This is a genomic window from Vibrio gazogenes, from assembly GCF_002196515.1.
In the GTDB taxonomy this organism is placed as follows: domain Bacteria; phylum Pseudomonadota; class Gammaproteobacteria; order Enterobacterales; family Vibrionaceae; genus Vibrio; species Vibrio gazogenes_A.
Window position 1 is genome coordinate 206335 of the sequence record NZ_CP018835.1, and the last position, 22656, is coordinate 228990.

General features: G+C 46.9%; 17 protein-coding genes. 14 read left to right on the plus strand and 3 right to left on the minus strand.

What is annotated here, in order from left to right; translation table 11 throughout:
- Window positions 1-28 precede the first annotated feature (28 nt).
- The 12 genes from BSQ33_RS00965 (at window position 29) to BSQ33_RS01020 (ending at window position 17052) form a co-directional block, all read left to right on the plus strand.
- Window positions 29-2617, plus strand: a complete 2589-nt coding sequence (locus BSQ33_RS00965) for a hypothetical protein (RefSeq protein ID WP_198298126.1) — start codon at window positions 29-31, stop codon at window positions 2615-2617.
- Window positions 2614-5166 carry an aminotransferase class III-fold pyridoxal phosphate-dependent enzyme gene (locus tag BSQ33_RS00970; protein WP_088132966.1) on the plus strand — a complete coding sequence of 851 codons (2553 nt, stop codon included), beginning with the start codon at window positions 2614-2616 and terminating at the stop codon, window positions 5164-5166. Before BSQ33_RS00965 ends, BSQ33_RS00970 begins: the two co-directional genes overlap by 4 nt.
- A 66-nt stretch (window positions 5167-5232) precedes the next feature.
- A complete protein-coding gene (locus BSQ33_RS00975) occupies window positions 5233-6267 on the plus strand; it encodes a methyltransferase (protein WP_021020311.1) in 1035 nt (344 codons plus the stop codon).
- A gap of 8 nt (window positions 6268-6275) precedes the next feature.
- Window positions 6276-6542 (plus strand): acyl carrier protein, encoded by a 267-nt coding sequence (locus tag BSQ33_RS00980; protein WP_198298127.1) that lies wholly within the window; start codon window positions 6276-6278, stop codon window positions 6540-6542.
- Entirely contained in the window at window positions 6539-8476 is a 1938-nt protein-coding gene (locus tag BSQ33_RS00985) for an aminotransferase class I/II-fold pyridoxal phosphate-dependent enzyme (RefSeq protein ID WP_021020309.1), read from the plus strand. The genes BSQ33_RS00980 and BSQ33_RS00985 overlap by 4 nt, the downstream gene beginning before the upstream one ends.
- A gap of 4 nt (window positions 8477-8480) precedes the next feature.
- Entirely contained in the window at window positions 8481-9947 is a 1467-nt protein-coding gene (locus BSQ33_RS00990) for a D-alanine--poly(phosphoribitol) ligase (protein WP_088132968.1), read from the plus strand.
- A complete protein-coding gene (locus tag BSQ33_RS00995; RefSeq protein WP_088132970.1) occupies window positions 9944-12313 on the plus strand; it encodes a polyketide synthase in 2370 nt (789 codons plus the stop codon). The genes BSQ33_RS00990 and BSQ33_RS00995 overlap by 4 nt, the downstream gene beginning before the upstream one ends.
- Before the next feature lie 38 nt (window positions 12314-12351).
- Window positions 12352-12666, plus strand: coding sequence for a RedY (locus BSQ33_RS01000; protein WP_021020306.1), 315 nt, complete (start codon window positions 12352-12354; stop codon window positions 12664-12666).
- Window positions 12650-13384, plus strand: coding sequence for a 4'-phosphopantetheinyl transferase family protein (locus tag BSQ33_RS01005; RefSeq protein ID WP_088132972.1), 735 nt, complete (start codon window positions 12650-12652; stop codon window positions 13382-13384). The genes BSQ33_RS01000 and BSQ33_RS01005 overlap by 17 nt, the downstream gene beginning before the upstream one ends.
- Window positions 13378-14427 carry a prodigiosin biosynthesis protein PigM gene (locus BSQ33_RS01010; protein ID WP_088132974.1) on the plus strand — a complete coding sequence of 350 codons (1050 nt, stop codon included), beginning with the start codon at window positions 13378-13380 and terminating at the stop codon, window positions 14425-14427. Before BSQ33_RS01005 ends, BSQ33_RS01010 begins: the two co-directional genes overlap by 7 nt.
- 72 nt (window positions 14428-14499) lie before the next feature.
- Entirely contained in the window at window positions 14500-15228 is a 729-nt protein-coding gene (locus BSQ33_RS01015; RefSeq protein ID WP_021020303.1) for a DUF1295 domain-containing protein, read from the plus strand.
- Between the two features lie 258 nt (window positions 15229-15486).
- Complete coding sequence (locus BSQ33_RS01020) at window positions 15487-17052, plus strand: hypothetical protein (protein WP_088132976.1); 1566 nt, start codon at window positions 15487-15489, stop codon at window positions 17050-17052.
- A gap of 62 nt (window positions 17053-17114) precedes the next feature.
- Here BSQ33_RS01020 and BSQ33_RS01025 read toward each other — a convergent pair whose 3' ends face one another.
- The 3 genes from BSQ33_RS01025 to BSQ33_RS01035 all read right to left on the minus strand — a co-directional run bounded on the left by BSQ33_RS01025 (window position 17115) and on the right by BSQ33_RS01035 (window position 20599).
- Window positions 17115-18848, minus strand: a complete 1734-nt coding sequence (locus BSQ33_RS01025; RefSeq protein WP_088132977.1) for an ATP-binding protein — start codon at window positions 18846-18848, stop codon at window positions 17115-17117.
- The gene (locus BSQ33_RS01030; protein ID WP_088134496.1) at window positions 18848-20041 is read right to left on the minus strand and encodes an FIST signal transduction protein; all 1194 of its coding nucleotides are present in this window, start codon (window positions 20039-20041) and stop codon (window positions 18848-18850) included. Before BSQ33_RS01030 ends, BSQ33_RS01025 begins: the two co-directional genes overlap by 1 nt.
- A gap of 81 nt (window positions 20042-20122) precedes the next feature.
- Window positions 20123-20599: a hypothetical protein gene (locus BSQ33_RS01035; protein ID WP_088132979.1), complete on the minus strand. Its 477-nt coding sequence runs from the start codon at window positions 20597-20599 to the stop codon at window positions 20123-20125.
- A gap of 206 nt (window positions 20600-20805) precedes the next feature.
- Between BSQ33_RS01035 and BSQ33_RS01040 the strand changes: the two genes are divergently transcribed.
- Together BSQ33_RS01040 and uspE are read left to right on the plus strand one after the other, a co-directional pair.
- Complete coding sequence (locus BSQ33_RS01040; protein ID WP_021020298.1) at window positions 20806-21555, plus strand: FNR family transcription factor; 750 nt, start codon at window positions 20806-20808, stop codon at window positions 21553-21555.
- A gap of 133 nt (window positions 21556-21688) precedes the next feature.
- Window positions 21689-22636 carry a universal stress protein UspE gene (gene uspE, locus BSQ33_RS01045; protein WP_021020297.1) on the plus strand — a complete coding sequence of 316 codons (948 nt, stop codon included), beginning with the start codon at window positions 21689-21691 and terminating at the stop codon, window positions 22634-22636.
- Window positions 22637-22656: the final 20 nt, after the last annotated feature.

Sequence of the window (22656 nt, forward strand, 5' to 3'; positions counted from 1 at the left end):
GATTTCAGCGAAAACAAGGAACCGATCCATGATAGGACAAGCAACAAACGCTTCCGGCGCCTTATATGAGCAGTTTTGGCAAGCGACTCACAAAGAGCAGTCTCAAATGAAACTGGATACAATTACTGTCGGTGTCATTGTCGTAACTCAAGATCCCGCCTTTTTTCAGACTGGCCTGAGTGTATTGAATGACATCCGCGATTACTCATTTAACCAGGTCCACATCCAGTCAGACCTGCCCTTGCAACTCCTCGACTTATCTTATGATGAGCTCTATCTGGAGACGCGAGGCAAAGCCATTCATTTTCTGAAAGAGCAGAAAAAAGCCATCAACATTCAGGTCATCCAGTGCAGCAGTCTCGCAGAAGCCACTGGTAAGATCGTCTATTCCCACGCGTTGGAAGAGCAATCGGCATTTCAGGTGGGCATGCTGTTTTACGATCAAGCCTCTTTAGGGCAAAGCGATGATCAAATCGAGAAAATCGATCGCGATCTGGATGCATTCTATTGCGCGATGCAAAAAACGGGGATTCCAGCGTTTTATACCACGTTTTCTACGGTGACATTTATTCGTAGTCTGCGCTCGCCTTGTCGTTATTTACCGCAGCAATACCGAGAGATCGTTCGTTCTCAAGATCCTCAGGTTTTCCAAACCGAGCTCCTCTGTCTATGGATGGATTTTTTTGAAATGAATTACGCCAACCGACGGGTTAAGCCCGAAGGAGCTGCGGTACTACATAATACATTGGCCGATCAACTGATCCGCTTTTTTGAAGATGTGACGCCAGATCAGTGGCTATTCTCTTATTACACGGGTTCTATCGTCTCCAATCTCATTGGCTATCTGGATAAACATGCTCAGGCACATGGTGCTTTAACACTACGCGGTCCGAATGAACATGCCATTGCCTGTGGTGCGATCGCAAACTGGCAGCTCTATCGAATGCCATTTCTTGGCGTTGTCACATCCGGCATGATGGACGAGTTCAAAGGGACCTTAGCGAACCTGCGTGAAACCGCAGCTAAAGGGATTTTGGTGGTTGCAGAAAACCGCAATAACCAGTGGTACAGTTTTCAGGGAACGCTAACACCGACAGAAGACATGCGGGAAGTCCTGCAAGCCCGACGAATCCCATATGTCTACATTCACGATGTCAGTCAGATGACCGAAGGACTGACCGAAGTCTTCCGGTTGTATCATCTCAATCAAGGACCGGTGGTCATTCTTGCCACTCAGAATGTATTAGAATCCAGCCTGCCCTTAGAGCATGTGATCAGCGATGTATCCTCCCTACCGATTCAACCCGCGGATGATTCATTCATATCGAGTGACGCATTTGAACAGGCGATGCAACTCATCAATGCCGGTCCAGAAAAACTCATTTGGCAGCTTGGACCCGTCACTGATGATGAATACGCCCTGATCCATGAAATCGCTGACGAAGCTGGCATCGCGCTGGTTGATTCATTAGCACACCCCGGTACAGCACCGAAATATTATCAAGGCAAATTAAATCCTCACTATCTCGGTACATTGGCGATTTACGGTTATAGCCCGCGCGTCTATAACTTTATGCATACCAAAGACAAGATCAATCCACTCCACGAGCAGAGCCTGTTCATGATCAAAAGCCGCGTGGCCCAGATCACGACGCCCTTCTCCGATGGCCGGTTAGAAAATAAAGTGCATCTTGTTCAATTAACCCATGATGAACGTCATTTATCACCTTATGCCAATATCCATCTCCACATGGATTGTTTGGCATTCCTCAAGGCAGTGAAAGCCAACCTCAATGTCAGTGAAAGCCTGCGAGAAAAACGTCAGGCGCTGATCCGTACTTATCTGGATTCCCCTTCAGATGTGGTCAGTCGTTTACCGACACTACCGATGTCACCGAACTACTTCTTCTCGCAACTCAATCGAGTGATTGAAGATTTAATTGCAACGCAGTCATACGACTATACCGGCATTTATGATGTTGGCCGCTGCGGGATTTCAGCGGTCAGAAATGTCGCCAGAACCCGCCGCGGTTTTTCTGGCTGGTACGGCCGGGCTCTGATGGGAGATGCCTTAATGGCAACAACCTATCTGGCGCATACCAGTCCGACGCATGTCATTGCATTTATTGGCGACGGAGCAAAAGGGATTGTGCCTGATATGTTACCGGCATTTATCGACAACATTCTCACCCATCCGGAGTCACTGAATAAAAGTATTACGGTGTTCTATTTATGCAACGGTGGGTTATCCGTCATTAATACCTATCAGGAACGGATTCTCTTTAACCGGACATCCCGACAGATGCGTCTGATGAACCTCGATCAACCAGCGTTTGAACAGAGCATCAATGACTTTCAGATCAAAAATCAAACGCTGACGCATTTTGATGAAACCGTCATCCGGGATGCGCTGACAAGTTCGAAGCGACTGAACTTATTTTCCGTGGTTCTCGGCCACAACAATGAAGGGGACGGTATTTCACTGGCAACCGCCAAAGGCTGGCAGCGCGATCCCTGCGATAAAGAAACCTTACAACAACGTACAGCGGCGGCTAGTCCATCAGAGTCTGCCAGCCAATCATTCGACCATATTCAAGCAAAGGAAGTCACATCATGAAGTTCGGGTTCATTGCTCATCCAACATCTGTTGGTTTAAAACGTTATGTCAAAATGCTGGATCTGCTTCAGCGTAGTTCGAATGAACTCCACAGCGGTTACAACCGAGAGTTATGGCATAAAGAAAACCTCGTGCCATTTATGAACTTTGCCCGGATTACCTCAGCAACCGGGGCAACTTGTGAAGGGATTATTCGTTATATGCCGTTGGTTGCCGACGAAATGTTGGCGGAACCGCGAGTCATCGCGCAACGGGTACTTCAGGGAATCGAAGAGCTTGTCGATGAAGGTGCTGAGCTGGTTGGTCTGGGCGGATTCACTTCGATTGTCGGACGACGCGGAGAAGCGACCGCTGAAAAATCACCGGTGCCGGTGACATCAGGAAATTCACTGACAACGTATGCGGGTTACCGCGCGCTCCGCCAGATTACAGAATGGCTGGATATCAATCCGGAAAAAGAACCGATTGCCATTGTCGGTTATCCCGGCTCGATCTGTCTGGCTTTGAGTCGGCTCTTGTTGGCAGAAGGTTATTCGCTTTACCTGCTGCATCGTGCCAGTCATAAAGATCAGTCTGAACTGCTCAGTCACTTGCCGGAACAGTACCACCACCGTGTCACATTAACCGGAGATCCGGAGACACTCTACCGGTCATGCCGTTTGTTTGCGGGAGCAACCTCTTCCGGTGGCATTATCGAAACCGCGCGTCTGCAACCCGGCTCAATTTTTATTGATATTGCACTCCCCCGGGATGTCGATACCGAAGTTCGCCCTCAGCGAGAAGACATTCTGATCATCGACGGTGGTTGTGTTACCGCGACCGATGCCGTCAAACTCGGTGGTGAGTCATTGAACGTCACTATCAAGCAACAGTTAAATGGCTGTATGGCTGAAACCATTGTCTTGGCATTAGAAGGCCGCCGTGAAAAATTCTCGTTAGGTCGCTATCTGCCACCGGAGAAAGTGCTTGAGATCGGTGAAATTGCAGAAAAACACGGCTTCTACGCCTACCCGCTCGCTTCTTTCGGAGAACGACTCGAGCGTCAGCAGGTCACCAACCTCAAACGCTATTACCACCATGATATTTACGATAACAACACTGAAAGCGCCTCTGCACAGTTAGCCTTTATTGATGGACTGCTCAGTCAGGATGCTGAACGCGAAGACACTCTGGATCGTTATCGTCAGTATGTGAACCCAATGATGGTTGATTTTCTTCGTCTACAGCATTGCGACAATGTGTTCCGACGCGCATCCGGGACAACATTATGGACAGCAGACGGAACCTCATATCTGGATATGGTTGCGGGATATGGCTGTCTGAGCCTTGGTCACAACCCTCAGCCACTGGTGAATGCATTAAAAGATTATCTCGATGCCCAAGGCCCCAACTTCATTCAATATATTTCGATCCCGGAACAGACGGCAAAACTCGCTGAACTGCTGTGTTACCTCTCCCCCGGAAACATGGGACGCGTCTTTTTCAGTAACTCAGGCACCGAAGCTGTTGAAGCGGCGATCAAAATTGCGAAAGCATCTACGGGCAAACCAGGTATTGCGTATATCAACAACAGTTATCACGGCAAAACACTCGGTGCGCTCTCACTCACCGGTCGCGATAAACACCGTCGTTATTTCCAGCCGCTGTTAGAAAGCATGGTGGAAGTACCCTTCGCTGATCCGGAAGCCTTAGAAGCGGCGATCCGACGTGATGATGTCGGTGCGCTGATCCTTGAACCCATTCAGGGAGAAGGCGGCGTACACCTCTTCCCCGAAGGTTATCTGCAACGGGCCCAGCAGTTATGTCGGGAAACCGGAACATTGTTGATGGTGGATGAAGTTCAGACCGGGCTCGCCCGCACCGGGAAAATGTTTGCCTGTGAATGGGACAACCTAGAACCGGATGTCATGATTCTGTCGAAATCGCTGTCCGGCGGGTTGGTTCCGATTGGCGCAACCTTGTGTCGTGCTGACATCTGGCAACAAGCCTATGGCACGGCAGATCGTTTTCTGGTCCACAGTTCAACATTCGGTGGCGGTAACGTTGCCTCGGTCGTTGCCCTGAATGCATTGCGCGAATTGGTCGCCCAAGATCTGCCGGCACGAGCGAACCGCTCGGGGCAATATCTCAAGCAGGCGCTGGAAGAGATAGCCGCACAATATCCGTTTATCAAAGAAATTCGTGGGCGTGGACTCATGCTGGGAATCCAGTTTGAGCAATCTTTTGCCGGTGCTGTTGCGGCATCAGCGCGTGAGTTTGCGACACGCCTGCCCGGTGACTGGCACACCATGTGGAAGTTCTTACCGGATCCGGTCCGTGAACATCTCCAAATTGCCATGACGCGTATGGAACAATCACTGGGTGAAATGTTCTGTATGAAGTTTGTCACCAAATTATGTCTGGATCACAACATTCTGACATTTATCACTGCGAACAGCTCAACCGTGATTCGTATTCAACCGTCGTTGATTATTGAACAGGAAGAGATGGAACGGTTTGTGACTGCGTTTGCCGATGTCTGTGAAGAACTCTCGACATTTATGGACTGAGCACTGAATTCACTCACGGAATTCAATCGCTGAATTTAAAACTGAGCACCTATAAAGGAATTTTTCATGACACTAACGAAACAAGACGCTGTGAATCAAATGATGGGCTTTTTTCAGGCCAAAACATTGACAGCGGCATTAGATTTAAAACTATTCGACCATTTACACAACCAAGATTTAAGCGCTCAGACGGTTGCCGACAAACTCAATAGTCCGCTGCGCTCCGTAGAGCAAATGCTCATCGCACTGCGCGCAATGGGCTATTTGGAAAAACAGGGCGAGTGCTACCACTTGCCACAGGAACACGCCTCCTTTTTGGTCAGTAGTGAACCGATGTGGTTAGGATGGTTAGGCCGTCATATCGACACATTCCTGTATCCATTATGGGGTGAGCTGAAAACAGCGGTTGCCAGTGACACCAATCAACGTCAAACCGTCTTCGGGGATAACCGGAGCTGGTTCGATATTCTTTACCAAAATCCGGATGATGTGACTGATTTTCAGGAGTTTCTGGGGAAATTCGCAGCCCCGTTCATTGACGGGTTTATTCAAGGTTACGATTTCACTCAGCATGATTCGTTCTTGGATATTGGTAGTGGTATCGGCACTCTGCCAATTGCCGTTGCCGGGGTTAATTCCGACATTCATCTGACGATTTGCGAGCTGCCTCAAGCGTGTGCATTTCTGCGTGATCGATTAGCTGTTCAAGGCTATGGCGACAGAATCAATGTGATTGAAGGTGATGTAATTTCGGGCAATCTTTCGTTACAGGATCACGATCTGATTCATTTGGGCTGGATGTTACATGACTATGCACCGGAAATTCAGCTGACTATTTTGAAAAATATTTATGAAGCGATGCCAGCCGGCGGACGCTTTATGGCATCCGAAACACCGTTAAATGATGAGAAATCCGGCCCCGAATTTACGGCTCTGCTCTCTCTCAACATGCTGGTTTCAACCGATGGTGGCATAGAAAGCAGTACCGAGGAATATCTGGAACGTTTCCGGGCGGTCGGATTTGAAAATGTTCGGATTATCGAACTGTCCGGTCCACGGACACTCATCTGCGGCGATAAGCCTCAATCGACCCATCAATAAGGAATTCTATGATGTTAACGAACCAATTAATCCAGCACATCGCCCAGCAGTTTCTTGACGGAGACACGGATGGTTTAGAGCGCGACACCCCATTATTTGAGCTGAATATCGTTGATTCCGCTGCAATTTTCGATCTGGTCGATTTTTTAAAGAACGAGGCTCAGGTTGAGATCAAAATGCAGGATATTTATCCGGAAAACTTTGCATCTGTTGCCGCGATGGTTTCGCTGGTTGAACGGCTGAAAGGGAATCAAACTGAAGGAGAACAAGCATGACAGAACATAACCAAGCAGCATCTGATGCGCTACAGCAATTCATTTTGCAAACATTTTCCGAAATCACCGAGTACCCGGTCGATGCATTATCAGTAAGCAGCCATCTGGAAAATGATTTAGGCATTGATTCAATTGCACTGGCAGATATTGCCACCACACTGACCAAGCAACTGCAACTTGCAGCACCGCTGGCGACAGATAAGCTCGATACCATTGCGGATATCATGTCAGCGATTCAATTGACGGCCTATCAGTTACCGAGTGCTACGTCCGCGGTCACTCCTGCGTCTGAAAGTCATTGGTTGGACGACATGATTTGTCAGGTGTTTGCTAACAATAGCGGCTACCCTGCTGAATCTCTCAATATGAATGCTCAGATTGAAAATGATTTAGGGATTGACTCGATCAATGTGCTGTCGATCCAGAGTGAATTGCTGACGATGCTGGGACTCGATCCGAAACTAACCTTACCCAAAGTAGATACTCTGGCTGCGATGAAAACGGCGCTTATCGCTCAGTTGCCACAAAATGGTGAAGGCTATCAACCTCCTGTGATCGCCCAAACGGAAGCAGTGGCACCGAATGAAGAGAACCCATATGCGCACCTTGCGATGTCTTCAGAGGCGGATCGCAAACAAGTCGGTGACCCGAGAACCATGCGCGATTTTGTCGGGATTCAACATCCGGATCTATTTCATAAAGCCCGTGAGTTCCGGAAGTTTTATCATGAGAAACGGGACAACCAGCTTTACTGGTATGGGATGCCACTTGAGACGCCTTGTAAGAACCGTGCGGTCATCTTTGATGAAACCATCGGGAAAAGTCGCGAGTTTCTGATGTTTGGTTCAAACAGCTACCTTGGGCTATCCAGTCATCCCGAAGTCATTCAGGCGATTCAGGATGCTGCGGGGTTATACGGTGCGACCAATACCGGTTGTCGGATTATTGCCGGCAGTAACATGCTGCACTTGGAGCTGGAACGCAAGCTGGCCAAACTGAAAGGACGCGATGACTGTATCGTTTATCCATCCGGTTACTCGGCCAACCTCGGCTGTATTTCTGCCCTGACCAGTAAACATGATCTGGTATTTACCGACTCAATTAACCATATGAGTATTCAAGATGGTTGTAAACTGGCTGGCGCACAACGCAAAATTTACGATCACTCGCTGACCAGTTTAGAAAAATCATTGGCGAAGTATGCCGATCATCCGGGCGGAAAACTGATTGTGACCGACGGTGTATTCAGTATGCACGGTGATATCGTCGATCTGCCGCGTCTGGTCAAACTGGCAGAACGATATGGTGCCAAAGTCTTGGTTGATGATGCCCACTCCACCGGTGTGTTAGGGAAAACCGGCTCCGGTACTTCTGAACACTTCAATATGAAAGGTCAAGTCGACCTCGAACTGGGGACGATGAGTAAATCGCTGTCAGGATTGGGTGGGTACGTTTGTGCTGATGGTGACGTAGTCGAATATTTACGCTTCTATTCCAATTCCTATGTCTTTGCCGCCACAATCCCGGCTCATGTCGCTGCGGGGGTTATCGCTTCAATTGATATCATGCTCCGTGAACCAGAACGTCTCACTCGTCTGTGGGATAACATTTACTATTTCCGGACGCGTCTGCTCAATGCCGGCTTTGATCTGGAAAATTCCGATTCAGCGATTATTCCGGTCGTTGTCGGTGATGATGCGAAGACACTACTGTTTGGCCGAGCCGTCAGAAAACGTGGCATGTATTGTCAGACTGTTGTCTTCCCTGGTGTCAGTGTCGGTGATGCCCGGCTGCGGATCAGTGTCACCAGTGAGCATACCCGTCAGGATCTCGATGAAGCCTATCAAATCTTGGTCGATTCAGCACTTGAGGTCGGTGTCCCTGTTGCTGATACCGTTCGAGTCCGGGAAAAAGTTGCCATCGCGGAGGCATAATAATATGGCGATACCAACGATTTTAAACCGTTTGTTATCTCATATCCGTCATGCACCGGATCGTTCAGCGCTGCGTTGTGGAACGCAGCACTGGCGCTATGCACAACTGGGTCAACGGGTGCTGCAAATTGCTGCAGCACTACAGCAGATGAATGTATCTCGTCAGGGCATTTTGCTCAATCTGCCCAAAAGCCCGGATACAGTTGCAGCGATTTATGCAGTCTGGCTGACGGACAATCACTATATTCCGGTTGATTTCAGTCAACCGGAATCGAGAATCGAGCGGATTATCGACATTGCCCAGCCTGCCCTCATCATTGATCAGGATTGGCTGGATTCACTCGATCATCAACAAATGCCGATAGCAGCCATTGAAGATTTCCAGACCTTCAGTCATCCGCTTGCAGCGGTGTTATATACCTCAGGCTCCACTGGTCAGCCCAAAGGTGTTCAGCTCACTCATACGATGCTCCAATTTTTTGTCGAATGGGCTATCGCTGATGTGACATTACAAGCGGAAGATACATTGGCTAACCATGCCAGTTTTGCTTTTGATCTGAGTACGTTCGATCTGTTTGCCGCAGCCTCCGTCGGCGCTTGTGTCTGGATTATTCGAGAATCCGAACAGAAAAATTGTCCGGCTTTGATTGAAGGGATTGCACAACACCAAGTCACGGTGTGGTACAGCGTCCCGTCGATTCTGGCAATGATGGAAAAAAGCGGTCTATTGAATCAAGATGTGACAGTGTCACTAAGACGTGTCATTTTTGCCGGAGAGGCCTACCCGATTGCGGCATTTCGTCAGTTGCTTAAACATCTCCCCCGCCACTGTCGGATCAGTAATTGGTATGGCCCGACTGAAACCAATGTATGTACCGCTTACACGATTGATCGAGACCGTTTATCCCAACTGAGTCATATTCCTATTGGTTATCCGCTCTCCGGTCTTCAAGGCGAAATTGAAGATGATGCCGGCCAGCGTCATCGAATCCCTGACTGTATCGGAGTCAGTGGTGAGTTATTGATTTCAGGCCCTTGTGTGACACCGGGCTATTTGAATGCTCCCGAATCGCGACAAACCTCGCTCCATGCCAAACAATGCCATGCAACCGGAGATCGCGTGGAGATGACGTCAGATGGTCTCATCTATCGTGGTCGAATCGACGATATGGTCAAAATCAACGGCTATCGGGTTGAACTAGGAGAAATTGAGTCGGCGTTATACCAGCACCCTGCGATTCAACAGGTGGCCTTGTTTGTCGAACTCGGCGAACTAAGCCAACAATTGGTCATGGTTGCGGTTTTGAAAGCACCGGATAGAAAATTGAGTCTGCTTGCTATCAAGCAGTTTCTCCGGGAGAAATTGCCCGCTTATATGTTGCCGCAGAAACTGGTGATCACGGAACAATTACCGATGAATCCCAACGGCAAAGTAGACCGCAGACGTTTAGCGGAGGTCACGCCACGATGAGTTCAGAGCAATCGAACAACCGGCTGGCAATTGTCAGTATTGGATGCGTTTTCCCCGGTCAACGCGATTTTAATCATGTGTCAGAGCCACATGCATGGCAACAACTGGTGCAACAGCATTACGGTTCGCCATGGCAGCATTTAGATACAGCGCTGGACGCCAAAGCTCCTCTCTCTATCGGCCAAGTCAGTGATGAGGGCTTTGATTTCAGAAAATTCGCGATCCCCCCGCTGTTTCGCAAGGCGGTTAGTAAAGAAACCCGGCTGGCATTGCTTGCGGCGGCAGATGTGTTCAAACAGATTTCGCTCCCTGAATCCCTACGGGATCACTGTGATCAATTTTGTGCTGTGCATCTGGGGAGCGATGCAGCCTATCGTAATGCTGCGAAAGTTCAGGTACTACGTCTACTTGGCGATCAATTGACAGAACATGGCAATACATCGCAAGAAACCGAACAACAGATTGATGCGTATAAACAGCAACTGGCGCAAAACTTGGGGGCCTCTTCCCATGACCGTATCGGTGAAATGGCTTCCAGCATTCCAGCTCGGATTGCACATTTTGCTCAGACCCGCGGGAAATGTCAGACCATCGATGGTGCGGATCTCGGGGGATTGCGACTTTTACAACTGGCGCAAGATAGCTTTCGCTGTCAAGACAGTCAGATTGCCCTTTTAACATCGATTCAATGTTTTCACCATGCCGAGCAAGCCAACCTGTTACTGGAACAAGGCGTCTGCGTAAATCAAACTTGGCTGGAAGGTGCGATTAGCCTGCTGGTTTGCCCCGTCAAAGTCGCTCAGGAGAACCAATGGCCGGTGCTTGCTGAATTAGGTGATATCGATACGCTGCCATCAACGGAGATAACCCCAGCGCCCAATAACTATTTTGCCGGTGCCAATCAGGTGTTCTGTCAATTACTTGAGATGCTGCGTGCGCAACAACAGCACTGTTGCGGTCATTCATTCACCGGTCCCGGATGGCAAATTAGTCCGACATCGGTCAATAAGACAATTGCTCATCCACAGGCACCGATCCAGCTTTTGGATTATTGTCCGCTGACAGCGCTCGGTTGTGACAAGCCGCCATTTTGGCAAACGTTGGCCCAAGGGGACGATACCATTCAGCCATTATCTGCCGAACAACTACATCAGGTGGCATTGTTTCGTCCCCATCCCCAGAAACTCAGCACCTATATTCACCAGGCGATGTGCTTTCCCAGCCACAAGATTCAGGATGTGACTGCCGAGAAGCCGATGATGCCAGCCAAGCAGCACCGCTTGGATGTCACCCAACAATACCTGCTCAATGCCAGTACACGTTTATCGCTGCCATCACCCGATCCCCAGCGTCGTACCGCGATTATTGTCGCAACCAATTTATCGTTGACGCCAGATCGACTTCGTACTGTACGTCATTTATGGGATCAATTACCTCAGACGATCACACTCCCTCGTCCTCAGCCACAGCCGCAAAACCGTTGGAACTGGTATGGTGCCAGTGGTATCGGTTCAGCGATGTTACTCGCGCAACAATTAGGGATTGAGGCTGACTGTTACGCGGTTGAAGCTGCATGTGCCAGCTCGATGGCTGCCCTGCATGATGCGGTGAGAGCATTGCAGTCGGGACGTTACGATCAAGTGATCGTCGCTGGTATTGAAATGGCTACGACGGAACGCGATTTAGTGTTGTGCAGTGCCCAGATGATGCTCTCAACATCTCGGATCCGTCCGTTTGCCGATAAAAATGATGGCTTTACGCCCGGTGATGGCGGTGGGGTATTTATTCTCGCCCGTCAACCCGATAACTCAGCAGCACTTGCGACGATTCGTGCAATTTCAGGCTCATGTGACAGCCGCTCAATGACAGCACCGGATAAGGAAGGACAAGCTCTCGCGATAGAGAAAACACTGGCTCTGACTGACGTAGCACCGGAGCAGGTTCAATATATTGAAGCTCACGGAACCGGAACCGCTCTGGGGGATATCTCAGAAATCAGTGCGATTCGACAACATTATCAGCGCGTAAACAGCGCAACAGATACAACACAACAACAGGTGCCATTATTCATTGGCTCGGTGAAATATAACTTCGGTCATTGCTTTGCCGGTGCCGCAGCACTGAGCCTGTGTAAAGTGCTCAGTGCATTTGAACACGAACAGATGCCACCGATGCCGATCCACGGGCAAATCAACCCTCAGTTGATGCTAACGGATCTTCCGGCTGATATTCCTCAACAGCCGATACCTTGGCCTTACCCTGATGCGGGAGGACGTATCGCAGCCATCAACTCATTCGGTACAGGCGGGATCAATTACCACCTGATTATCGAACAAGCCGGTGGTGCAACGGCTCACAGTGAATAACGGGTATTGAGAACCATAAATGAAAGAAGGACAGAAAAATGAAAACAATTGTGCATAAAATTCGCCTCAAAGATATCGCCCTGTACCACGAGTTCCGTGACTGGGTCATTCATACCGACTATCAAGCTTGTCATCAGCTTGATTCTGTTCTGGCATTTGATGTGATTGATGTCAGCCAGTCCGCCGATGCGCAATTCCATTTGATTGAGATCATTCGTGTCAGCGGTCTGGAAGCATTCGACCGTGATATGCAAACCCCAGTCTTTCAAAGTCTGGTTGCCCGTTTCGAGCAAATGGCCGAAGTCATTGAAGAAATTTCCGGAGAAAGAATCGGTAATGGTTATCAACAGTGAAGACCATACACGCATCACCAATCAGTATTCAGCGGGCACGGATGTGCCTCGCTTGATGATTGCACAAGCGTGTTTCGATGCTCATACAACGGTCGCTGACAGGCGGTCTCAAGTCAGGCAGCAAGCGCGTTGGCAAACCAAACGATGGCTGAATCAGGTGTGGCAGACCACTGGTGAACCGCTAGACCACCTGACCGAAAACACAGTTTCACAGAAAACCAAGTGCTTTGAATTTAATGTCATATATACTCAGCAAGGTCAGCCATTTGGCTTTCATCCAGACTTAGGTGTTCGCGGTGTGTCAGTCAGTCACAGTGGTATCTGGTATGCGATGGCCACCGCATCACAACCGTCATTAGGGATTGATCTCCAGTGCTACCGACATTTTGGCCCGTCAGCCCGGCAATGGGCTTTCACTGCCGAAGAACGTACGCAGTCCATAACGTTCCTTTGTGCAACTTGGGCGATACGAGAAGCCTTTTTAAAGAGTCATGGTGTCGGGCTGCCACATTTATTACGCACCATCGACATCGACTGGCAACAACAGCGGGTATCAGATCCTACCGCAAACCTGAGTGAACGGATGTTCTGGATGGTTTATGGCTTATATTGGGTTTGCGCAATCTGTTATTGCCCTGAAAGCGATTGTTCAAAATGGGATGTATCCCGCCTTGTACCATTGACCGTTTCATCCGCCAGGAGCCCATCACTATGTTGACGACATCATTTGAACAAAACTTGGCTGATGCGATTGAAGTTGCTCGTTCAGCACCCTCTTCTCATAATTGTCAGCCTTGGGCTGTGCACTATTCCCCCGTATCCCACACTGGCTGTCTGGCCATTGATCGGCGCCGGGCTTTGAAAGGTCTGCCATCATTAGAAAACGAAATGCTGATGAGCTGTGGGATTTTCTTTCAGCATATTGAGACATTAATGTGTCACGCCGGCACTCCGCTACAGTGGACATGGTTTAATGCGTTTCATACCACACCGACACTCCCTCAAGAACAAGATGGTCTCATCTGTTTTTGTCCGACAGAGCCGCAAACTGCAAATCCAGATGCTTATCATGAGCTGGCAGAGCAGATTCGCCATCGTCATACCAACCGAATGCCCTACGAAACGACGACGCTCTCCGCACAACAACAGTTTCAGCTTCGGGAAATATTCACCGATGCCCCAGTCCGGTTAGACATATGGCAAAATCAAACCAGTCGTAAACAGGTTGCTGATTTAGTGTATCAATATGCGGCCCTGGACTTTGCCGACAAAGCAGCTTGGCAGGAAACTTATAGTTTTATTCATTTTGATAAAAACAAGCCGGTTGAGGATGGGTTTTACCTCCATCATCTATTTGGCAAAATCCCTGCCTATATGGCGTGGTTGTTCCGGATCGGTTTTCATCCGAAACTGAACCGATTCACACGCCTTTTGCGGTTACCCCAGTTCATGGCGCGCGAGTTCTCGAAACTCACCGGACAAGGTCCGCAATATCTGGCGCTGAGCCTTCCCGATCCCAACCCGCACAATCTATTTGTGACCGGTATGAGATTGGCTCAAGTGTGGTTATTACTCGAGCAATGGGGTTGGGGGATTCACCCACTCAGTGTGCTCGTTCAACACGATTTACCCAAAACAACACTGGCAAATACGCTGGGAATGACTCATCTGCCAATATTTTTTGCCCGATTTGGGCAAATCAAAATTGCAGCAGAGGTTTCGCCCCGACGTCATTTAGACAGTATTTTAACGATCGATTGATTTTTTAACGATCGATGAAGCCCTCAGCGACAAGAGGGAAAATATAAATTGTCCTCGCAAGAAGGAGTTACTATGGAAATTTGGATCACGTTAGTTGTCATTATGTTGGTTTTATCCGGCCTGTCTTATCGTGCCACTCGAAAAGCACAAGATACCCGCCCTATGTTTGTCTGGGGATTTAATAGTATGGCCCCTGTTGCCCTCGCCTATTGTTATTGGGGAACGGGTGATTTTGGACATAAAGCCTTAATTATTATATTTGTCGGCTTTTATTTACTGCGGATGAATATTGTATTAACACGTTGGTATGTGAACACAGCCGCAGCGAAGCTCGGTGGCGTTATTCCCGAACAACAACAACCAATGCTGGCGGTGATGATGGTCAATATTTTTGGTTGGCTCTACTGCTTACCGTTTTACTGGGCGGCAGATCAGCAAGGGCCATTCGGCGCCATGCAATGGCTGGCAATTGTTGTCTACATTATTGGCACCATTTACCACTTCGGGAGCGACTATCAGAAGCGCCGTTTCAAACAGAACCCGAACAATCGCGGCAGACTGTTAAACACTGGTTTTTGGGGGACATCCCGTCATCCCAATTACTTTGGTGATTTCCTGATTTTTGTCAGTTTCGGGCTGCTCGCCAATCATTGGATTGGGCTGATTGCTCCCCTCACGAATATCGGACAATATTATGGTGACGCTATTCCGAAAAGTGAAAAAATGTCTGGCGAACGCTATGGTGAACAGTGGGAAAATTATAAGCGTAAAGTGAAATGTTTTATTCCGTTTGTCGTGTAACCTGAGACCACATCATTAAAACCAATTCAAACAACCAGTCCGTTTTTGGGCTGGTTGTTTTTTTTCGGCTAAGCCAATTAATGACCGATTTGATGCGTCATAATCAGCGTGATTTCCTTTAGAGACATAAAAGATACATATATAGACACAATGTCTCATTTGTTTTATTTATTATTTTAGAATGAAGTAGAACAATGACATGCTTGATCTGAGTTGATCAAATGGAATTTTATTCATTCACCCGCAAAGGAAAATCATATGATACAAATTCATCGCGTAAAAATACTACGACGGCAGTGGCTCACATGGGGTTTACTACTACTCTCTGGTACCGTATCCGCACATATGCAACGACCCGACCTTCGTGCAAAACAGGTCATTGATGATGCTTCCGGTGCAGCTGCGCTCTATCATCATGTCGGCGTCATTGAGAATCAGGTAATTTATAAGCAACATGGTATTTGGCGACGAGGTCCCGTATTACCGGTACAAGGATATAGTTTTTCATATCGACATATTGGTATCAGCCATCAGTTAATTGTAATTGGCGAGCGCAACAAAGGGTTGGCCTGGGTTTTCCGCCGTTCAGGCAATCAATGGCAGCAAGAAGCGATACTGACCCCGCCCTCAGGACAAGGCAGTGTCGGTTATGGTGAGTCTGTTTATGTTGATGACCATCTTATTGCTGTTGCAGATGTTCGCGAGCAACTTGTTTATCTTTACACCCAATCACAAGGTCAATGGGAACTCAGCACAACCCTCAGTGCCGAAGAGCTTCCTCGTCCCAATTTGGAATCTTTTGGGATTACAATACGACGGGTTCAGAATGAACTTTATATCAGTGATTCTGACGCAGATCGTCTTTTAGTCTTTAAACAAACACATGGTCGCTGGCAAAGAACTCAGGTGATTGAAGCACCGGCCAACGATGATTTAGATTACAGTGTGAAATTTTCTTTTGCATTTGATGTCAATCGTCATGTCCTTGCAGTGAGCAGTTATATGCTCGGTTCTGGCTATGTTCGTATCTATACACGTCGTCATGTCGGACAACCTTGGCAATACTCGCAAACCATTTATCAATCCGATATTGATTCCGAGCAAGGATATTTTGGTCATGATGTCGAACTGGAAGGTACAACATTATTGATTGGTGATGATGAACTGCAAAAAATCTATCGTTTTGATTTAAACAGACGAGGACAATGGCAATATAGCAATGTTCTGACGAATGAATCCCCTAACCTTAATTTTGGATACTCTTTTGGATTTAGTCGGGGAACGTTATTGGTCGGGGCAGATCATCCCATGTTGTATACGCATCCCACCCCAACCGTCACCCTTTCAGGGCATGTGCTGACAGAAAACTTCTTACCCGTTTCAAATGTCAAAGTGAAAGGCTATCTGAGTCAGCCAAAGTCTAATGAATACGGTGAATATACACTTGAGGTTCCTCTGTTTTGGTCTGGCTCACTTCAAGCACAAATCAAATCGATTACCTCTCAACCCGAAAAAATCAGGCCTGTTGTACGGGATACCGCCGTGAATGATTTGGTGTTTGAACAGCCTTACTATGTAGATGCGAGCGCGGTCATTTCTGGTTCGCGGCGAGGATGTATTGATCGGGATATGAAATTTGCAGAAATCCCAACTGACCAGCAACAAAATACGACTGGACGGGTAATTTTCTTCCATACCTTATATGGTTGGCATGGCACACTCACTCCCGTATCCGATATTTGTCAGTATTCACCGGCATCGATTCCGGTTGATTTTATGCAAGATCAGATGCTGTTCCAATTCACCTCAAGCGCAAAAGAATAAGATGCTGCACTGGAGATGTTTGGTTGAGGCATGGATGAAGATGACCCGACGTCTCCAGAGAACTAGCGGTTTTCACTAAGGTATTTATTGACGATTGCTTGGATATGATGCTTTCTGAACGGTTTAACGATAAAGTCATCCATTCCCGCCATCAGACATTTGTCCCGATCTTCCGGTGTTGAGTGGGCAGTTAAGGCCACGACTGGTGTAAGAATATTGTGATGACGTAATCTTTTCGTCGCTTCTATCCCATCCATTACCGGCATAGAAATATCCATCAGAATCAGGTCAAAATTGGTATTCTCTGCAATAACATCGAGAAACTCTTGCCCATTTCCAGCAATAGTGACACCGTAACCCATTTGTTCTAACAGAATTTGAATGACCATCTGGTTGGTTTTTGTATCTTCAACCACTAACACATTCTTCTGGGTAGCTGGCTTGTATGAGGACGGCGTACTCGGTGGTAATTCGGATTGAGAGGCCTGATAGTTTTTTTTCAAACACAGCGGTAAGGTGACATGAAAAGTTGTCCCTTTGGCTAATCGACTTTCAACATGAATTTGTCCCCCCATAAGATCAACAAGATGCTTGGTAATCGCTAAGCCAAGTCCTGTCCCCCCATAGTTCCTTGTTTTGGTACTGTCAGCCTGAATAAACGGAGTGAATAAATGATGCAGTTTCTCTGGCTTAATCCCAATACCGGTATCAGCAACAATAATTGTCAACTGATCATCCGCTGTATTGAGTTCAACGCTAACTTCGCCTTCATCCGTAAATTTGATCGCATTACCCACCAGATTAAAAATAATCTGCATAAGCCGGACTGGATCAACAAAATATTCATATTGGTCTGAAACCTGAGCTGAAATGTGAAACGCCAGATTTTTTTGTTCGGCATTATTTTGATAATGTTCCAGAGAGCCGAGCAGACGTTCGTTTAAATTAGTCCATTGGCGATGTAATTTAAAGTGTCCGGATTCAATCTGACTGACATCCAAAATATCGCCGATAATCACGTGTAGTAATTCCGCAGAATGTCCCATACGTGTTAATAAATCACTCTGATAGTCATCGGAGCTTTGCTGCAAGATATCGATGATACCAATTACCGCATTCAGCGGTGTTCTCAGTTCATGACTCATCATTGCGAGAAACTGAGATTTAGTTTCATTCGCTTGTTCGGCAATCTGCCGGGCTTCTTGTAACTCTTTAGTTCGCTGATCAACAATATTTTGCAGGGCTTCTTTGTGCTCGATTTCACTGATTGCACGTTCGATCAGTGGCCGAAAACGGAGGAACGTTGACTTGGTATCGGTGTTGAATTGACCATTTTCAGATCCGAGTAATAAGAGAACCGAGTCGCTGGCTTGCGCTCGGATACCAATCATCAGAGCCATCCTGATACTTTGCCTGAGCGATTCACTTAAAAAGCTAAACTCAGCTAGAGAATCGGGCTGGAACAGTAAAATACATTCTCCATCAAGCACTCGCTGAAATTTATTACCGTGGCGCCAGTGTCTGTCTTTAAATACGCGATTGGTCGTCAGAAACGTGGTAAATGTCAGTTCTGATTTTTGTTTGGAAATGACGATAAAGTCGCTGAAATCAATGTATTGCCCCAGCACTTTTTGGAGTTCATCAAATATCTGATATTTGTTTTCAGAATTACTTAACGCCGATAGGGTCGCCAGAATAGTTCGGTTTTCTTCAGCCAGACTGATTTCCCGCTCCCGACATCGCCTCAACTCGAGTAAGGTTTCATTCAACACTTCGATATGCTCAAGATTCTTCATCACGAGAAAGACTCCGGCTCATATAAAATGGCAGATGAAATCATCAAGTTACCATGCGCATTTTCACCACCGACAAACTGCCCTTGCTCACCATAAGTAAACGGACAGATAAAAGGCTTGCCGTTTAACTGCTCACACATCTGTTTCTGTACACTCTGAATATCACTGCCCAATCGAGCCATAGCACCGGCACAAAAAATCGAGATGGCACCAAGAATCTCCGAGTGAGTATAATTCTTAGCCCGGGCTTCTTTCAAAACTCTCGCCGCTCGATTCACTAACTGTTCCTGAGAACCGGTCATTAATGTCACTTCTTCACCGACCTGAACATCAGCAAACAATTCCAGTCCACCCCGCTCCGTGATTTGTCTGGGATGGGTCAGCTTATAATAAGGCTGTTCGTAGATTTGTCCGGCAATACGTCCGAGCGGAAAACTCGTAATGTGTTGATAGACATATTCATCAGAAATCAGTCGATTCGAATGATCACTGATCCAAGCCTTATAAACATCAATTGCTGGTTCATGATCAATTTCTTCTAATAGGCGGCCACGGGATTTGGTAATGGTTCCAACGCATTCAGTCGGAGAATAACCGGCACAGAAGCCTGTCGCCACGGCACTGATAGGAAAACATAGTTGAATGGCAACCGCATTGCCAGACCAGCCTTTATCGGTCATCACTGACCATCGCTGCTGAATAAAGTTATCCGCTGCACTACCGCCAATTATCGGTACTGGCATACCAAAAGCAGCATCTATTGCAGCAATAATTTCTTCTTCATATCCGGGAATCGCATGTAAAACAACCAAGTCAGGGACTTCGCCACAGCGTTGTGCATGCTCTAATGCCTGCTGAATAGCGTCTTGAACAGCATCATTGATTGTGGCGTGATTTGCTAATTCAGCAAATCCTGTTCCGAACGTACAGGTATCATGCTGAATGGCCATTAAGGCAACCGTTGGGCCGTTAAAATAGCCTTTCTCTGTCATGACACCTTGATATGACGAACACCCGACGATCGGGACATTCGGTAACTGACGAACCAGCTCTTGCCATAAGACTTCCGGTGCATACTCTTCCGTATAGTAAAAAAATACACCGCGCAAGTGAGGATGATCTAACGCAGATACAAGTGAAGTCACGGCCGCAACCGGATCAATAACCTGAGAAACTTGAGTTAAAAATCGCATCTTGCCACCGTTCATCATTCTTGTCATTTGTTGGGCATTCTAACAATAATTATATCAGATACAATCAACTCAGCAGTGTTTCTATCTGTTTTTTATATGGATAATATATTTTTTATGCATACCTGTAACTAAAGTAAACTGGTCGCGATTTTCAAGCATCAAAGTCAGCTTCATCTGGCCATCGTCATTTTCCTCAATTTGTGAGGATTGCTCTACAATTGACCAACTTTTTTGCGCTGGGAAAATGGTAATGCTCCCCGCGTCTTTACCTGTAGTAATGAGAGTCGATTGACCATCAATCGCAACCTGACACGGATAGTCACAAGACAATTGTTCAGGCTTCGAATAGCGATAAGTTCGCCAGAAAAATGCAGCAACTAAAATCGTTAAAATCACGACAATATGGATCAATCTCTGTTTGGTGAGTTTTTCTGCGGGCATAGTGACTTCAATATTCTCAATTTTCAGATGAACAGCCGACAAAGACTGTTGAAAAGCGATTAGTCTACCACTGAAGCCTGAACGGAGGAAATTCGATTCGAATGATTTGTATGCCATAAGTAGCGTGTTACAATGGAGGTATATGCTCATTACCTTGAGTCAGAAGATGTGACAAGAATACAGGTCTCATTCAGGTAAAGTTTATCTGTCAATTTTACAAGAACGCTATATAATCCCCTGATTCCTGTACTCTTTTTTTGACTATTCTTTATGTTCAAGGAATGGTAAAATATTGATGTATATCAAGATAGTGAAAGGTTATTATGATTTCAGATAAGCCAGGTACGAAACGGATTCAATCTGGAGGGTGTGCGATTCACTGCCAGGATTGCAGTATTAGCCAACTTTGCATTCCTTTTACTTTGAATGAGTCTGAGTTAGATCAGCTCGATCAAATTATTGAGCGAAAGAAGCCTATCCAAAAAGGACAGGAGCTATTCAAAGCCGGTGATGAGCTTCGCTCATTGTATGCCATTCGGTCCGGAACCATCAAAAGTTATACGATTACAGAGCAAGGTGATGAACAGATTACTGCTTTTCATCTGGCTGGTGATTTAGTTGGCTTCGATGCAATTACCGGAGACAGCCACCCCAGTTTTGCCCAGGCATTAGAAACCTCAATGGTTTGTGAGATTCCTTACGAAATCTTAGACGATCTATCAGGGAAAATGCCCAAGTTACGCCAACAGATCATGCGCCTGATGAGTAATGAGATTAAAGGCGATCAAGAAATGATTCTGTTGTTATCCAAGAAAAATGCGGAAGAACGTTTAGCCGCTTTCCTCTTCAACCTATCCACTCGTTTCGCGCAACGTGGTTTTAGTCCACGAGAGTTTCGCCTTACGATGACTCGGGGTGATATCGGTAACTATTTAGGCCTGACCGTCGAAACGATCAGTCGTCTATTAGGCCGATTCCAAAAATCGGAGATCCTGAGTGTAAAAGGTAAGTATATCACCATATTAGATCACGATTCTCTCATGGAACTGGCTGGCGTCTCAGCAGATAGCTAACCATCATTATGATACAGTTCATTCAATGAATGAGCTGTATCAAACTTCTACAGACTCCCCCACGATTTTTCTCATCTTCTGCCCCCTTTTAAGCTAGAGTTGTATTGAAGCCCCATGATATGAGGGAGATATAATGAGTATTTACAATAATATTCTTGTGATTGCAGATGTTAACCATGATGAACAATCGGCACTTGCGCGAGCTATGTTACTGGCCAAGAAAAGCAAAGAGATTAGTCACATCACGTTGTTCCTCTCTATCTATGATTTTTCTTATGACATGACATCCATGCTCTCTGCTGATGAACGAGAAGCGATGCGTCGCGGCGTCATTCATCAGCGAGAAAATTGGCTCAAGAATGTCGCTAAACCTTACCTCGACGACTCGATCGATTTTACGGTCAAAGTTGTTTGGTACCATCGCCCCTATGAAGCAATTATTGCTGAAGTCTTTTCCGGGCAATACGATATTCTCATCAAAGCAACCCGCAAACATGACTTCCTCGAATCGGTGATCTTCACACCAACCGATTGGCACCTGATGCGTAAATGTCCGGTCCCTGTGTTACTGGTCAAAAACGCTGAGTGGCAGGAGCAATCCAATGTGATGGCTTCCGTACATGTTGGTTCTGAGAATGAGGTCCATCATTCATTGAATGTAAAACTCACCGAACAATTACTGAGTATTGCTGATCATCTCGATGCCACACCGTATTTAGTCAGTTCATATCCGGTCACACCGAGTAATATCACACTTGAGCTACCTGAGTTTGATATCACGGCCTATCGGGATGCCGTCCGCTCTCACTGCCTGACATCGATGAAAGAGCTGCGTCAGTCTTTTGGAATTGATGATGCGCAAGCTATCGTTGAAGAAGGTTTACCTGAAGATATTATTCCGAAACAAGCGAAGCAATTGAATGCAGCGATGGTGATTATTGGCACAACAGGCCGAACAGGATTATCTTCGATTTTTATCGGTAACACCGCTGAACATGTCATTGATAAAATTGACTGTGATGTCTTGGCAATTAAACCGGAAGGATATATCAGCCCACTTGATCCGAATCAGAGTTCGTAGATTAGATAGCTAAACTCATC